Raw genomic sequence first — 16,500 nt, forward strand, 5'->3', positions numbered from 1 at the left:
GAAAGGTCCGGCGTAGAGGGTAAGACCCCCGTAGCTGAAACGTCAGCGGCTCGTTTGAGAGACACCCAAGTAGCACGGGGCCCGAGAAATCCCGTGTGAATCTGGCGGGACCACCCGCTAAGCCTAAATATTCCCTGGTGACCGATAGCGGATAGTACCGTGAGGGAATGGTGAAAAGTACCCCGGGAGGGGAGTGAAATAGTACCTGAAACCGTGTGCCTACAAGCCGTGGGAGCGTCGGAGCCTTCGGGCTCTCGTGACTGCGTGCCTTTTGAAGAATGAGCCTGCGAGTTTGCGGTGTGTTGCGAGGTTAACCCGTGTGGGGTAGCCGTAGCGAAAGCGAGTCCGAATAGGGCGTTTGAGTAGCACGCTCAAGACCCGAAGCGGAGTGATCTAGCCATGGGCAGGTTGAAGCGGAGGTAAGACTTCGTGGAGGACCGAACCCACCAGGGTTGAAAACCTGGGGGATGACCTGTGGTTAGGGGTGAAAGGCCAATCAAACTCCGTGATAGCTGGTTCTCCCCGAAATGCATTTAGGTGCAGCGTCGTGTGTTTCTTGCCGGAGGTAGAGCACTGGATAGGCGATGGGCCCTACCGGGTTACTGACCTTAGCCAAACTCCGAATGCCGGTAAGTGAGAGCGCGGCAGTGAGACTGTGGGGGATAAGCTCCATGGTCGAGAGGGAAACAGCCCAGAGCATCGACTAAGGCCCCTAAGCGTACGCTAAGTGGGAAAGGATGTGGAGTCGCACAGACAACCAGGAGGTTGGCTTAGAAGCAGCCACCCTTGAAAGAGTGCGTAATAGCTCACTGGTCTAGTGATTCCGCGCCGACAATGTAGCGGGGCTCAAGCGTACCGCCGAAGTCGTGTCATTGCAGCATAACGGCCAACGCCGGCTGTGATGGGTAGGGGAGCGTCGTCTGCCGGGTGAAGCGGCACTGGAAGGTAGTCGTGGACGGTTGACGAGTGAGAATGCAGGCATGAGTAGCGATTCACACGTGGGAAACGTGTGCGCCGATTGACTAAGGGTTCCTGGGTCAAGCTGATCTGCCCAGGGTAAGTCGGGACCTAAGGCGAGGCCGACAGGCGTAGTCGATGGATAACCGGTTGATATTCCGGTACCCGCTGTGAAGCGTCAAACATTGAATCCAGTGATGCTAAGCCCGTGAAGCCGCCGGGCCCCGTCTTTGACGTGGTTCGGAGTGGTGGAGCCGGTGACCCGAGCTGGTAGTAGGTGAGTGATGGGGTGACGCAGGAAGGTAGTCCATCCCGGGCGGTGGTTGTCCCGGGGTAAGGGTGTAGGACGTCAGGTAGGTAAATCCGCCTGGCTTGTGTCTGAGACCTGATGCCGAGCCGATTGTGGCGAAGTGGATGATCCTATGCTGTCGAGAAAAGCCTCTAGCGAGTTTCATGGCGGCCCGTACCCTAAACCGACTCAGGTGGTCAGGTAGAGAATACCGAGGCGTTCGGGTGAACTATGGTTAAGGAACTCGGCAAAATGCCCCCGTAACTTCGGGAGAAGGGGGGCCAGCTCTGGTGAGAGGACTTGCTCCTCGAGCTGGGGGTGGCCGCAGAGACCAGCGAGAAGCGACTGTTTACTAAAAACACAGGTCCGTGCGAAGCCGTAAGGCGATGTATACGGACTGACGCCTGCCCGGTGCTGGAACGTTAAGGGGACCGGTTAGCTCACTTTCGGGTGGGCGAAGCTGAGAACTTAAGCGCCAGTAAACGGCGGTGGTAACTATAACCATCCTAAGGTAGCGAAATTCCTTGTCGGGTAAGTTCCGACCTGCACGAATGGCGTAACGACTTCTCGACTGTCTCAACCATAGGCCCGGTGAAATTGCACTACGAGTAAAGATGCTCGTTTCGCGCAGCAGGACGGAAAGACCCCGGGACCTTTACTACAGTTTGATATTGGTGTTCGGTTCGGCTTGTGTAGGATAGCTGGGAGACTGTGAAGCTCGGACGCCAGTTCGGGTGGAGTCGTCGTTGAAATACCAGTCTGGTCGTGCTGGATGTCTAACCCGGGTCCGTGATCCGGATCGGGGACAGTGTCTGATGGGTAGTTTAACTGGGGCGGTTGCCTCCTAAAGGGTAACGGAGGCGCCCAAAGGTTCCCTCAGCCTGGTTGGCAATCAGGTGTTGAGTGTAAGTGCACAAGGGAGCTTGACTGTGAGACCGACGGGTCGAGCAGGGACGAAAGTCGGGACTAGTGATCCGGCGGTGGCTTGTGGAAGCGCCGTCGCTCAACGGATAAAAGGTACCCCGGGGATAACAGGCTGATCTTCCCCAAGAGTCCATATCGACGGGATGGTTTGGCACCTCGATGTCGGCTCGTCGCATCCTGGGGCTGGAGTCGGTCCCAAGGGTTGGGCTGTTCGCCCATTAAAGCGGTACGCGAGCTGGGTTTAGAACGTCGTGAGACAGTTCGGTCCCTATCCGCTGTGCGCGTAGGAGTCTTGAGAAGGGCTGTCCCTAGTACGAGAGGACCGGGACGGACGAACCTCTGGTGTGCCAGTTGTTCTGCCAAGGGCATGGCTGGTTGGCTACGTTCGGGAGGGATAACCGCTGAAAGCATCTAAGCGGGAAGCCTGCTTCGAGATGAGGACTCCCACCCACTTGATGGGGTAAGGCTCCCAGTAGACGACTGGGTTGATAGGCCGGATCTGGAAGCACGGTAACGTGTGGAGGTGACCGGTACTAATAGGCCGAGGGCTTGTCCTCAGTTGCTCGCGTCCACTGTGTTGGTTCTGAAACCACGAACAACCCCGTTGTAGTGATACGGCGGCCGGGTTGTCAGTTTCATAGTGTTTCGGTGGTCATAGCGTGAGGGAAACGCCCGGTTACATTCCGAACCCGGAAGCTAAGCCTTACAGCGCCGATGGTACTGCAGGGGGGACCCTGTGGGAGAGTAGGACACCGCCGAACAATACTTCAGAGCTGGTCCCCGAACTTCGGTTCGGGGACCAGCTCTTTTGCGTTGCCCGTCACTTTGCGTTCACTTTGCCGGACGAACATCCCAGCCATGGGTACCGCTGGAATGCTCAGGGCCGCAGGTATCGGTCACGGTGACGAGGTCATCGTGCCGGCCTTCGGGAACATCGATGTTGCCGAGGCCGTGACCCTGGCCGGGGCGATCCCGGTGTTCGCCGACATAGACCCGGTGACGTACTGCCTGGACCCCCTTGCCGTCGAAGCCGCGGTGAGCCCGCAGACCGTCGCGGTCGTCGTCGTGCATCGGTTCGGCCAACCCGCCGATGTGCCGCATCTGCACGAGATCGGACAGCGGCACGGGCTGCTGGTGCTGGAACAGGGAGAGTCCGAGACGCCGTACGCCGAGGTGGCCCAGCGGCGGGAACGAGCGGCGTACCTGGACCGGCGGCTGCGCGGTGTGCGTACGCCCGAGGGCAGCGGCGGCCACACCTATCAGCAGTACGTCGTGCGGGTGCCGGGCAACGGCCGACCGGACCGGGACGCCTTCGCACGGGCCGTACGGGCCAGGGGAGTTGAGTGCCGGGTGCCGGTGAAGACCCCCGTCCACCGCATGCCGGATTTCCGCCGGGACGTGTGTCTGCCCGAGACCGAGCGTGCGGCCGACGAGACCCTCGCCCTGCCGGTGGACGCCTCGCTGACGAAGCGTGAGATGAACCGGATCGTCTCGGCGTGCAACGCCCTGGGAGGGTTGCTGCAACCCGCATTCTGAGCGGTGCCCCCCGTTTGGGAACACACGCCAGTTCGGGGTACGATCTATTCCGTTGCCGCGAGGGAATCCTCGAAATAGGTGACAGGCCCCTATAGCTCAGTCGGCAGAGCGTCTCCATGGTAAGGAGAAGGTCAACGGTTCGATTCCGTTTGGGGGCTCAGCCAGAAGGCCCCGCCCATCAGGGCGGGGCCTTCTTCGTGTTGCCCTTCCTCAGTCCTTCGGAAGGCCCGGTACACGCATCGCCAGAATCGCCATGTCGTCCGACGGGGCGTCCGAGGCGAAGCGTTCGACCGCGCGCATGATCCGCGCGGCCACCGCGCCCGCCGTGAGGCCCGTGCAGGTGGTGAGGACCTCCGTGAGTCCGTCGTCGCCCAACATGCGCGTGCCCTCGCGTCGTTCGGTGACGCCGTCCGTGACGCACAGCAGGACGTCTCCGGGATCGAGCGTCACCGTCTGCTCGTACAGCTCCAGGTCCTCCATCACACCGAGCAGTGGCTGCGGTTCCGCCGCAGGTTCCACCGTGCCGTCCTGGCGCAGACGCAGCGGGAGCGGATGGCCGGCGCAGACCACCTTCAGCACGGCGCTGCCGTCCTCCTGGGGCCACAATTCGCCGTAGAGCAGCGTCAGGAAGCGGCTGCGCGCCCCCTCGTCGAGGATCGCGGAGTTCAGGCGCTCGAGCACCGCCGGGCCGCCGAAGCCCTCCCGGGCCAGCAGCCGCAGGGCGTGGCGGGCCAGGCCGGTGACCGCGGCCGCCTCCGGGCCCGTACCGCAGACGTCGCCGATGGCGAAGCCGTATGCGCCGTCGCGGATCGGGAACAGGTCGTAGAAGTCGCCGCCGACCTCGTTGCCCTCGCCGGCCGCGCGGTAGATCACCTCGACCTCGACGCCGTCGATGCGCGGGAGCTCCGGCGGGAGCAGGCTGCGCTGGAGGGACTGGCTGATGGCCGTGCGCTCCGAGTACAGCCGGGCGTTGTCCAGGGCCAGGGCGGCCCGTCGGCTCAGGTCCTCGGCCAGTTCCAGGATCTCCTGGCGGAAGTGTTCGTCCGTCGGCTTGCCGAGGGTCAGCATGCCGATGACGCGGTTGCGGGCCACGAGAGGCAGTACGACCGTTTCGCCGCCGACCGTGGAGGCCGTCGCCAGTGTCGTGCCGATGCCGGAGCTGAGCGGGGGCGGCTCGCCCAGGCCCAGGCTCCGCATCGAGGTGCGCAGCGCCGCCTCGTGGGCCGCGTCCGCGGGGGCCGCCCAGACCCGGGCGCCGGGTGTGGGGATGGGTTCCGGCGGGGGGATCTTCGCCAGGAGCGCCTTGAGGCCGTCGATGCGCTCCTCGTCCTCGTGCAGGACGTAGGAGAGGTAGGGCTCCGACGCCTGGTCGGCGATCGTGTACACCGCGCACCAGGTGGCCAGCGTCGGAATCGTCATCTGGGCCATGAGAGCCAGCGTCTGGTCCCGGTCCAGCGTGCCGGCGAGGAGGTCGGAGGCCTCGACGAGGAAGCTCAGCGAGCCGCGGCGCAGCCGCTCCAGCTCTCCCAGACGGGCCGATTCCACGGCCAGCGCGATTCGGTCCGCCGCGAACTGCAGACGCAGCGCCTCTTCGTTGGAGTACCGGGAGGGCGACTCGGCAGCGACACCGAGGGAGCCGGTCAGACGGCCCTCCACCTTCAGCGGGACCGTGACCACGGAGCGCATGCCCGTGCCGCTCAGCAGGGGCACCGCGCCGGGTACGGCGGCCAGGTCGTCGTGGACGGCGGGCATACGGGCCGAGCCGTAGCGGCCAGGGCCCGCCTCGACCGGGACGCGGGCGAAGCGCTGGCGGGCGGAGGGCAGGCCGGTCGAGGCGCGCACCTCCAGCTCCGTTTCGTCGTCGGTGGCCAGCAGGAGGAAGGCGGCGTCGCCGTCGAGCATGTCGCGGGCGCGCTCCACCGTGCGCTGGAGGAGGCCGTCGAGATCGTCGGGGGCCGGCGAGCCGATGAAGACCTCGAAGGGGTCCGGGGTGTTGCCGTCCGAGACGGTGGACGTGTCGGTGGCGGGGCCCCGCAGGGGGGTCTGGAGCACGGCCCGCTCGTGGTCGCGCACCAGCAGGCAGACCGTGGACGGTTCGCCGGCCGTGTCGCGTACACGCAGGTGGGAGGCGTACACGGGGTTCACCCGCCCGTCGGCGCCGCGGATGCCGTAGCTGCCCTCCCAGCGGGAGAGCCGGAGGGCCTCGGCGATCCCGGTGCCGGTGCCGGGGGTGTGCGGCCAGGCGGCGAGGTCGGTGAGCGGTCTGCCGGTGACCTGGTCGGCCGCGTATCCGAAGAGGTCCTCCGCGTCCTCGTTCCAGGCGGTGATGGTGCCCTTGCGGTCGATCTGGACGACCGCGACGCGGACCCGGCCGTCCGCGAGCGGCAGGAGGTCCGCGGGGAGCGAGGGACCCGCCGCGCGGGTGCCCACGGGGCGTTCCGGTAGATCCAGTTGGAACCAGACCTGTTTGTGCGTCGGTGTGTAATCGACACCCCAGCGGTTGGCCAGGGCGGCGCAGAGTTGCAGGCCGCGGCCGCCCTCCCGGTCGGGGCTCCCCATGTTCACGGCGCTCGACTGGAGCGGGATCTCACGTTCCGGATAGCGGTCGGCGACCTCGATGCGTACGCCGTCGTCGCTGCGCAGGCACAGGACCTCCGCGGCGGTGCCCGCGTGTACGACGGCGTTCGTGACCAGCTCGCTGGTGAGGACCACGGCATCGTCGACGATGTCCGCGAAGCCCCAGCCCTGGAGGGTGTCGCGGACGAACGCCCGGGCGGTCGCCACGGATCGTCCGACGGGCTCGAAGCTGGCGGCCGCGCGCGCGGTGATCACAGAACTCCCTGTCCGGTTCTCGACGTGCGGGGCGCCTGGGCCGACCCCCTCCTGCCGGGGCAGAGGCTGGTTCGCCCGCTGCCGAGGATCCTGGGGGTGTCCCCCGGGACGCAGTCCGGTGGTCATGGTGCGGTGCCCCTCCGATGCCTGCCCGCTCGTGCTCGTGCCACCGCCCAGGCCGGTCGGACCGGCGCGGCTGGACAGCCGCATGCAAGGTTACTTACCTTCGCGGTCCATGCGGATGCCGGTCGCCGGTGTTTACGTCCGGAAGGTGTGCGGAGCGTGTGCGAAGCTGCCGAACTGTTATGGCCTGGTTCAGGCAGGGTGAAACACTGGGCAAGCTTCCAAAAGGAGGTTCGGGCAGGCTGAGTGTCTCCCGCCAAGCCGGGCAGGAGCACCGCGCGTGTCCGGTGGAAGTGGAAACAGGCACTCCTACGGGCCAGTGACCGGTTACGTCGAGCAGTACCCCTGAGCACAGCAGTGATGGTCGACCACCTGCGGGAGGGACACAGTGGAGTCTGGCGCAGCGACGCGGGGCACGAAGACGCGCGCGAAAGGCGGACAGTCCCTGAGCAACCAGCGCACCGCGCGCAAGGGAACCACCGCGGTGGACACGGCGGCCCTGAACCGGCTGCTGACGGCCCTGGAGTCCATGAGGGACGGAAATTTCCGGAAGCGGCTGACGGTCTCCGGCGACGGAGTGATGGCCGAAATCGCCGCCGTCTTCAACGAGGTGGCGGACCGGAATCTGCACCTGACCGGGGAGCTGGCGCGGGTGCGGCGCGTGGTCGGGCGTGAGGGCAAGCTCACCGAGCGGCTGGAGACGGGTGCCTGCGAGGGCTCCTGGGCGGCCGCGATCGACGCGTCCAACGCACTCGTCGAGGATCTCGTACGCCCCGTCTCCGAGGTGAGCCGGGTGCTGTCGGCGGTCGCCGAGGGCGATCTGTCGCCGCGGATGGAGCTGCGGACGCCTGGGGCGGAGGGGACGGGGCATCCGCTGCGCGGCGAGTTCCTGAAGGTGGGCCGTACGGTCAACAACCTGGTCGACCAGTTGTCGACGTTCACCGACGAGGTCACGCGGGTGGCCATCGAGGTGGGCACCGAGGGCAAGCTGGGCGGTCAGGCACGCGTGCGAGGTATGTCCGGTTCGTGGAAGGATCTCACGGATTCGGTCAATACGATGGCGTACCGGCTGACCGCACAGGTGCGGGACATCGCCCTGGTGACGACGGCGGTCGCGAAGGGTGACCTGTCGCGGAAGGTCACGGTTCATGTGGCCGGCGAGATGCTGGAGCTGAAGAACACCGTCAACACGATGGTGGACCAGCTGGCGTCCTTCTCCTCCGAGGTCACGCGGGTCGCCCGGGAGGTCGGTACCGAGGGCGAGCTGGGTGGCCAGGCCCAGGTGCCCGGTGTGTCGGGCGTGTGGAAGGACCTCACCGACTCGGTGAACCTGATGGCCGGCAATCTGACCGCCCAGGTGCGCGGCATCGCGCAGGTGACGACCGCGGTGGCCAACGGCGACCTGTCGCAGAAGGTCACCGTGTCGGCGCGCGGCGAGATCGCGCAGCTCGCCGAGACGATCAACCAGATGACCGAGACGCTGCGCACCTTCGCGGACGAGGTCACCCGGGTGGCCAACGAGGTGGGCGGCGAGGGCCGGCTCGGCGGGCAGGCGAATGTGCCGGGTGCGGCGGGCACGTGGAAGGACCTCACCGACTCGGTGAACACGGTCTTCCGGAATCTGACCACCCAGGTGCGGGACATCGCCGCCGTCACCACGGCGGTGGCCAGCGGCGACCTGTCGCAGAAGGTCACCGTCGACGTCGCCGGCGAGATGCTGGAGCTGAAGAACACCGTCAACGGGATGGTGGACCAGCTGTCCGCCTTCGGTTCCGAGGTCACCAGGGTGGCGCGGGAGATCGGCGTCGAGGGTGAGCTGGGCGGCCAGGCGCAGGTGACGGGCGCGGCCGGCACGTGGAAGGACCTCACGGACTCCGTCAACACGGCGTTCCGCAACCTCACCGGTCAGGTCCGCAATATCGCGCAGGTCACGACGGCGGTGGCCAACGGCGACCTGTCGCAGAAGGTCACCGTTGACGTGTCCGGTGAGATGCTCCAGCTGAAGAACACCGTGAACACGATGGTGGACCAGCTGTCCGCGTTCGCCGACCAGGTCACGCGTATGGCCCGGGACGTCGGTACGGAGGGCCGTCTGGGCGGCCAGGCCGTGGTGCCGGGTGTCTCCGGCACCTGGAAGGAGCTCACCGACTCCGTCAACTTCATGGCGGGCAACCTCACCTCGCAGGTGAGGCAGATCGCCCAGGTGACGACGGCGGTGGCGCGGGGTGATCTGTCGCAGAAGATCGACGTGGACGCGCGCGGCGAGATCCTGGAGCTGAAGAACACCATCAACAACCTGGTGGACCAGCTCTCGGCGTTCGCCGAGCAGGTGACCCGGGTGGCCCGTGAGGTGGGCACCGAGGGCCGGCTCGGCGGTCAGGCGCAGGTGCCGGGCGTGGCCGGTGTGTGGCGCGACCTGACCGACTCCGTCAACGGCATGGCGGGCAACCTCACCACCCAGGTGCGCAACATCGCGCAGGTCGCGACGGCGGTGGCGCGGGGTGATCTGTCGCAGAAGATCGACGTGGACGCGCGCGGCGAGATCCTGGAGCTGAAGAACACCATCAACACGATGGTCGACCAGCTCTCCAACTTCGCCGAGCAGGTGACGCGGGTGGCCCGTGAGGTGGGCACCGAGGGCATCCTCGGCGGCCAGGCCGAGGTGCAGGGTGTCTCGGGCACCTGGAAGGACCTCACGCAGTCCGTGAACTTCATGGCGAACAACCTGACGATCCAGGTGCGCAACATCGCCGAGGTCACCACCGCGGTCGCCAAGGGCGACCTGTCGAAGAAGATCACCGTCGACGCCAGGGGCGAGATCCTCGAGCTGGTCACCACCGTCAACACGATGGTCGACCAGCTGTCGTCCTTCGCCGAGCAGGTGACGCGGGTGGCCCGTGAGGTGGGCACCGAGGGCATCCTCGGCGGCCAGGCGCACGTCCCCGGCGTCACGGGCATCTGGAAGGACCTCAGCGACAACGTCAACCTCATGGCCAACAACCTGACCATGCAGGTGCGCAACATCTCCCAGGTCGCGGCGGCCGTCGCCAACGGCGACCTGACGCGGACGGTGACGATCGAGGCGCGCGGCGAGGTCGCGCAGCTCGCCGACACCTTCAACACCATGGTGAAGACGCTGAGTTCGTTCGCCGACCAGGTCACCAAGGTGGCCCGCGAGGTGGGCACGGACGGCATCCTCGGTGGCCAGGCGCACGTACCGGGTGTGGCCGGCACGTGGAAGGACCTCACCGAGTCCGTGAACCAGATGGCGTCCAACCTGACCGGTCAGGTGCGCAATATCGCCATGGTCACCACGGCCATCGCCAAGGGTGACCTGACGAAGAAGATCGACATTGACGCCCGTGGTGAGATCCTCGAGCTCAAGACGACCATCAACACGATGGTCGACCAGCTGTCCAGCTTCGCCGAGGAGGTCACCCGCGTGGCCCGCGAGGTGGGCACCGAGGGACAGCTCGGTGGTCAGGCACGCGTGCGTGACGTCGACGGCACCTGGCGGGACCTCACCGAGTCGGTGAACGAGATGGCCGGGAACCTGACCCGGCAGGTGCGTGCCATCGCGCGCGTGGCGACCGCGGTGACCCGCGGCGACCTCAACCTGAAGATCGATGTGGATGCCTCGGGCGAGATCCAGGAACTTCAGGACTACATCAACAAGATGATCGCCAACCTGCGGGACACCACGATCGCCAACAAGGAGCAGGACTGGCTCAAGGGCAACCTGGCCCGTATCTCCGCCCTGATGCAGGGCCGCCGTGATCTGGAGGACGTGGCCTCGCTGATCATGAGCGAGCTGACGCCGGTGGTCTCCGCGCAGCACGGCGCGTTCTTCCTCGCCATGCCGCTGGTCGACGGCAAGGACCTGGGTGCCGACGCGGACGAGGCGTACGAGCTGCGCATGCTGGGGTCCTACGGCTACTCCATGGGCTCCATGCCGACGTCGTTCCGGCCGGGTGAGGCGCTGATCGGGACGGCCGCCAAGGAGAAGCGCACGATCCTGGTGGAGAACGCCCCGAGCGGCTATCTGAAGATCTCCTCCGGGCTCGGGGACGCGCCCCCCGCGCAGGTGATCGTCCTTCCGGTGCTGTTCGAGGGGACCGTGCTCGGCGTCATCGAGCTGGCGTCCTTCACCCCGTTCACGCAGATCCAGAGGGACTTCCTGAACCAGATCGCCGAGATGATCGCGACGAGCGTCAACACCATCTCCGTCAACACCAAGACGGAGGTCCTGCTGAAGCAGTCGCAGGAACTGACCGAGCAACTCAGGCTGCGGTCGGAGGAGCTGGAGCAGCGGCAGAAGGCCCTCCAGTCGTCCAACGCCGAACTGGAGGAGAAGGCCGAGCTGCTGGCCCAGCAGAACCGGGACATCGAGGTCAAGAACACCGAGATCGAGGAGGCGCGGCAGGTGTTGGAGGAGCGCGCCGAGCAGCTCGCGGTCTCCATGCGCTACAAGAGCGAGTTCCTGGCCAATATGTCGCACGAGCTGCGCACGCCGCTCAACTCCCTGCTGATCCTGGCCAAGTTGCTCGCCGACAATGCCGAGGGGAACCTCTCGCCGAAGCAGGTGGAGTTCGCGGAGACCATCCACGGCGCCGGTTCCGACCTGCTCCAGCTGATCAACGACATCCTGGACCTGTCGAAGGTCGAGGCGGGCAAGATGGACGTCTCGCCGACGCGCATCGCGCTGGTGCAGCTCGTCGACTACGTGGAGGCCACGTTCCGGCCGCTGACCGCGGAGAAGGGGCTCGACTTCTCCGTACGGGTGTCGCCGGAGCTGCCCGCCACACTGCACACCGACGAGCAGCGCCTGCTGCAGGTGCTGCGCAACCTGCTGTCCAACGCGGTGAAGTTCACCGACACCGGGGCCGTCGAGCTGGTCATCCGCCCGGCGGGCAACGATGTGCCCATGGCCATCCGGGAGCAGCTGCTGGAGGCCGGCTCGCTGCGGGACCCGGACGCGGAACTGATCGCCTTCTCGGTGGCCGACACCGGCATCGGCATCGCGGCGAGCAAGATGCGGGTGATCTTCGAGGCGTTCAAGCAGGCGGACGGCACGACGAGCCGCAAGTACGGCGGTACGGGCCTCGGGTTGTCCATCTCGCGCGAGATCGCGCGGCTGCTGGGCGGCGAGATCCACGCGCAGAGCGAGCCCGGGCGCGGCTCGACGTTCACCCTGTATCTGCCGCTGCACCCCAGTGAACTGCCGCCGCAGGGCTACGCGCAGCTGGCGCCCGCCTTGGAGGCGGACGAGCTGCTGGCGTCCGAGGCGGAGCTGTCCGCGCCGGACATCGAGACCCCGGCCGAGGTCAAGTCGTACCAGGAGACCCAGAACGGGCCCGCGGCCCTCTTCCGGCGGCGGCGCAGGGCGGTCTCCGCGGGCGGACAGCGCGGCGCCGGCGGAGGGCAGGAGCAGTGGCCCGGCGAGCAGCAGGAGGGGCCCAAGACGCGGCAGGGCGTGCGGTTCGACAGCGAGAAGGTGCTGATCGTCGACGACGACATCCGCAACGTCTTCGCGCTCACCAGCGTGCTGGAGCAGCACGGCCTGTCGGTGCTGTACGCCGAGAACGGCCGGGAGGGCATCGAGGTGCTGGAACAGCACGACGATGTCGCGGTCGTCCTGATGGACATCATGATGCCTGAGATGGACGGGTATGCCACGACCACGGCGATCCGGCGGATGCCGCAGTTCGCCGGGCTGCCGATCATCGCGCTGACGGCGAAGGCGATGAAGGGTGACCGGGAGAAGGCCATCGAGTCGGGCGCCTCCGACTACGTGACCAAGCCGGTCGATCCCGATCATCTGCTGTCCGTGATGGAACAATGGATGCGTGTGCAGTGACGTGGAAGTCTGTGCGGTGGAGGGCACGCCGAATGTTCACGCGGAGTTGCTGACGGGGTGGTGTCGGGGCCGTGTAGAAGTGCGGTGTGCGGGGAACCTTCTGGTCCCCTGCCGCGTTTCTGCTATGTGCACAGTGACATCGCGGTGACAGGGTGTGGCGACAGGCGGGGTGCGGCTACGATGACCGGCACAAGGACGGGCGGCGCAAGGGAGTCGTCCCCTGGGGTGGCTCCGGGAGGTGTCACTCCGAGTCCTGAGGACAGGGGAGGCCCCACGCCGGGGCGAGGAGGGCGGGCCATGGTGCAGAAGGCCAAGATCCTCCTGGTCGATGACCGGCCGGAGAATCTGCTGGCGCTGGAGGCCATCCTCTCCGCGCTCGATCAGACGCTGGTCAGGGCATCGTCCGGGGAGGAAGCGCTCAAGGCACTGCTGACGGACGACTTCGCGGTCATTCTGCTGGACGTCCAGATGCCGGGTATGGACGGGTTCGAGACCGCCGCGCACATCAAGCGGCGGGAGCGGACACGTGACATCCCGATCATCTTCCTGACCGCCATCAACCACGGCCCGCACCACACCTTCCGGGGATACGCGGCCGGCGCGGTGGACTACATCTCCAAGCCGTTCGACCCGTGGGTGCTGCGCGCGAAGGTCTCCGTGTTCGTCGAGCTGTACATGAAGAACTGCCAGCTGCGCGAGCAGGCGGCACTGCTGCGGCTGCAGCTGGAGGGTGGCGGCAAGTCCGCGGCCGGTGACAGCAAGGAGCCGGCCGGGCTGCTCGCCGAGCTGTCCGCGCGGCTCGCCGCGGTCGAGGAGCAGGCCGAGGCGCTGTCCAAGCAGCTCGACGACGAGTCGGCGGACGCGGCGGCGGTGGCGACCGCGGCCCATCTCGAGCGCAAACTCACGGGCCTGCGCCGCGCCCTGGACGCCCTGGAACCGGGCACGGGCAGCGGCACAGCCCCGGTACCGTCCCAGAGCTGAAGGGATTCGCTCCGCGGGTGAGCCGAGAGGCGACGGCCGCGCGTCGTGGCCCGTGGTGCCGGTCTCGGAGCCCTGGTGTCAGCCGCGCGTTCGGCCACGCTTCTCCGCCAGGCGGCGCAGTCGCCTTGAGCTCGCGTCAGTTTCGTGCCTCTCCAAGGGCGACACGAACGGGTGAAGCTGTGGCCACGCGTGTCCCCTGTCGCCTCCACCGGTAACCTCACACTCATGGCCTCACGTCCCGCAGCCAAGAAGTCGCCCGCGAAGAAGGCGGCCGCTCCGAGGCAGGCTCCGGCGAAGAGGGCCCCCGCGAAGAAAGCCGCCGCGAAGAAGACACCCGCCAGGAAGTCCGCGGCGAAGAAGCCCGCCCCCGCGCCGGCGCCCAACCCGACCGCGGGCGTGTACAGACTCGTACGCGCCCTCTGGCTCGGCCTCGCGCACGCCGTCGGAGCGATGCTCCGCGGCTTCGGGCGGGGCGCGAAGGGGCTCGACCCGGCACACCGCAAGGACGGCCTCGCGCTCCTGCTGCTCGGCCTGTCGCTGATCGTCGCCGCGGGCACCTGGGCCAATCTGCGCGGCCCGGTGGGCGACCTCGTCGAGATGCTGGTCACCGGCGCGTTCGGCCGGCTGGACCTGCTCGTGCCGATACTGCTCGGCGTGATCGCGGTGCGCCTGATCCTGCATCCGGAGCGGCCGGAGGCCAACGGCCGTATCGTCATCGGCCTGTCCGCGCTGGTGATCGGGGTGCTCGGCCAGGTGCACATCGGCTGCGGCGGCCCCGCGCGCAGCGACGGCATGCAGGCGATAAGGGACGCCGGCGGGCTCATCGGCTGGGGCGCGGCCACACCACTGACGTACACCATGGGCGATGCCCTCGCGGTGGCGCTGCTCGTCCTGCTCACCTTCTTCGGACTGCTCGTCGTCACCGCCACACCCGTCACCGCCATTCCGCAGCGGCTGCGGCTGCTCGGTGTGAAGCTGGGTCTCCTGCACGCCCCGGACGACTTCCCCGGCGAGGACGACGAGCGGTACGACGAACAGTGGCGTGAGGCGCTGCCCCGTTCCCGGCGGCGAAGCCCCGCCGACCAGCCCTACGACCCGGACGCGGCCGAGCAGGACGCGATCGCCCGGCGGCGCGGCCGCGCCCGGCGCCCCGCCGCGCAGCAGCCCGCCGCGGGCCGGCAGATGGACGCCGTGGACGTCGCGGCGGCCGCCGCTGCCGCCCTGGACGGCGCCGTCCTGCACGGCATGCCGCCGTCCCCGCTCGTCGCCGATCTCACCCAGGGGGTCAGCGCCGGGGACCGCGAGCCGACGACGCCGACACCCGTGCCGGCCGCGCGGCCCCAGCAGGAGCGGCTCACGGCCGAGCCGGCGGTGCCCGATCTGACCAAGACGCCCCCGCAGGAACACCGGGACCTGCCGCCGCGCGCCGAGCAGCTCCAGCTCTCCGGCGACATCACCTACTCCCTGCCCGCTCTGGACCTCCTGGAGCGCGGCGGCCCAGGCAAGGCGCGCAGCGCCGCCAACGACGCCGTCGTCGCCGCGCTCACGAACGTCTTCACCGAGTTCAAGGTCGACGCGGCCGTCACCGGCTTCACCCGGGGCCCGACGGTCACCCGCTACGAGGTGGAGCTGGGCCCCGCCGTGAAGGTCGAGCGGATCACCGCGCTCACCAAGAACATCGCGTACGCCGTCGCCAGCCCCGACGTTCGGATCATCAGCCCTATCCCCGGCAAGTCCGCGGTCGGCATCGAGATCCCCAACACCGACCGGGAGATGGTCAACCTCGGTGATGTGCTCCGCCTCGCGGAGGCCGCCGAGGACGACCACCCCATGCTGGTGGCGCTCGGCAAGGACGTCGAAGGCGGCTATGTGATGGCGAACATCGCGAAGATGCCGCACATCCTCGTCGCCGGTGCCACCGGCTCCGGCAAGTCGTCCTGCATCAACTGCCTGATCACCTCGATCATGATGCGCGCGACACCGGAGGACGTGCGCATGGTCCTCGTCGACCCCAAGCGCGTCGAGCTGACCGCGTACGAGGGCATTCCGCACCTGATCACGCCGATCATCACCAACCCGAAGCGGGCAGCGGAGGCGCTCCAGTGGGTCGTACGGGAGATGGACCTGCGCTACGACGACCTCGCGGCGTACGGCTTCCGGCACATCGACGACTTCAACGAGGCGATCAGAAACGGCAAGATCAAGTCGCCCGAGGGCAGCGAGCGCGAACTGCAGCCCTACCCGTACCTGCTGGTGATCGTCGACGAGCTGGCCGATTTGATGATGGTCGCACCGCGCGATGTCGAGGATGCGATCGTGCGCATCACGCAGCTCGCGCGCGCGGCGGGCATCCATCTGGTGCTCGCCACGCAGCGGCCGTCCGTTGACGTCGTCACCGGTCTGATCAAGGCGAACGTGCCGTCCCGGCTCGCCTTCGCCACCTCCTCCCTGGCCGACTCGCGCGTCATCCTCGACCAGCCCGGCGCCGAGAAGCTGATCGGCAAGGGCGACGGGCTGTTTCTGCCGATGGGCGCGAACAAGCCGACCCGTATGCAGGGCGCGTTCGTGACCGAGGAGGAGGTCGCGGCGGTCGTCCGGCACTGCAAGGAGCAGATGGCGCCCGTCTTCCGGGACGATGTCACGGTCGGCGGCAAGCAGAAGAAGGAGATCGACGAGGACATCGGCGACGACCTCGACCTGCTGTGCCAGGCGGCAGAACTGGTCGTCTCCACCCAGTTCGGATCCACCTCGATGCTCCAGCGGAAGCTGCGCGTCGGCTTCGCCAAGGCAGGCCGTCTGATGGACCTCATGGAGTCACGGAACATCGTCGGCCCCAGCGAGGGATCCAAGGCCCGCGACGTCCTGGTGAAACCCGACGAACTGGACGGAGTGCTCGCCCTGATTCGCGGGGAGTCTCAACCGTAGGGATTCGGAGGTTCCCGGTTCACCGTGCGAGCGGGTGGACCGGGCCGCGTCGCCGGAACCCCGGCGACGCGCCCGG

The 16,500-nt window shown here is 67.3% G+C and carries 5 protein-coding genes, 1 tRNA gene and 2 rRNA genes (1 of these 8 running past the window's edge); 7 read left to right on the forward strand and 1 reads right to left on the reverse strand.

Annotated elements, in window-relative coordinates; translation table 11 throughout:
- From LZ604_RS07540 to LZ604_RS07555, 4 genes are all read left to right on the forward strand, one after another.
- Positions 1-2,727 (forward strand): 23S ribosomal RNA (locus LZ604_RS07540); it begins 390 nt to the left of the window's first position.
- Between the two features lie 87 nt (positions 2,728-2,814).
- A 5S ribosomal RNA gene (gene rrf / locus LZ604_RS07545) occupies positions 2,815-2,931 on the forward strand.
- 112 nt (positions 2,932-3,043) lie between these two features.
- A complete protein-coding gene (locus LZ604_RS07550; protein ID WP_234513970.1) occupies positions 3,044-3,706 on the forward strand; it encodes a DegT/DnrJ/EryC1/StrS family aminotransferase in 663 nt (220 codons plus the stop codon).
- 85 nt (positions 3,707-3,791) lie between these two features.
- Positions 3,792-3,864, forward strand: a tRNA-Thr gene (locus tag LZ604_RS07555).
- 52 nt (positions 3,865-3,916) lie between these two features.
- Here the strand turns inward: LZ604_RS07555 and LZ604_RS07560 are convergent.
- Positions 3,917-6,664 carry a SpoIIE family protein phosphatase gene (locus LZ604_RS07560; protein WP_234513971.1) on the reverse strand — a complete coding sequence of 916 codons (2,748 nt, stop codon included), beginning with the start codon at positions 6,662-6,664 and terminating at the stop codon, positions 3,917-3,919.
- A gap of 385 nt (positions 6,665-7,049) precedes the next feature.
- On the opposite strand from LZ604_RS07560, the gene LZ604_RS07565 reads away from it, so the two are divergent.
- The 3 genes from LZ604_RS07565 (at position 7,050) to LZ604_RS07575 (ending at position 16,424) form a co-directional block, all read left to right on the forward strand.
- Positions 7,050-12,518, forward strand: coding sequence for a HAMP domain-containing hybrid sensor histidine kinase/response regulator (locus tag LZ604_RS07565; RefSeq protein ID WP_234513545.1), 5,469 nt, complete (start codon positions 7,050-7,052; stop codon positions 12,516-12,518).
- 297 nt (positions 12,519-12,815) lie between these two features.
- Entirely contained in the window at positions 12,816-13,499 is a 684-nt protein-coding gene (locus LZ604_RS07570; protein ID WP_234513546.1) for a response regulator, read from the forward strand.
- 225 nt (positions 13,500-13,724) lie between these two features.
- Positions 13,725-16,424 (forward strand): DNA translocase FtsK, encoded by a 2,700-nt coding sequence (locus LZ604_RS07575; protein WP_267971088.1) that lies wholly within the window; start codon positions 13,725-13,727, stop codon positions 16,422-16,424.
- The last annotated feature ends 76 nt before the right edge of the window (positions 16,425-16,500 follow it).

It is taken from the genome of Streptomyces glomeratus (genome assembly GCF_021462825.1).
GTDB lineage: Bacteria > Actinomycetota > Actinomycetes > Streptomycetales > Streptomycetaceae > Streptomyces > Streptomyces glomeratus.

What these genes read in the sequence shown, in the direction of transcription:
- LZ604_RS07570 (WP_234513546.1), top strand. Translation starts at nt 12,816, where the DNA reads ATGGTGCAGAAGGCCAAGATCCTCCTGGTCGATGACCGGCCGGAGAAT.
- LZ604_RS07550 (WP_234513970.1), top strand. Translation starts at nt 3,044, where the DNA reads ATGCTCAGGGCCGCAGGTATCGGTCACGGTGACGAGGTCATCGTGCCG.
- LZ604_RS07575 (WP_267971088.1), top strand. Translation starts at nt 13,725, where the DNA reads ATGGCCTCACGTCCCGCAGCCAAGAAGTCGCCCGCGAAGAAGGCGGCC.
- LZ604_RS07560 (WP_234513971.1), bottom strand. Translation starts at nt 6,664, where the DNA reads ATGACCACCGGACTGCGTCCCGGGGGACACCCCCAGGATCCTCGGCAG.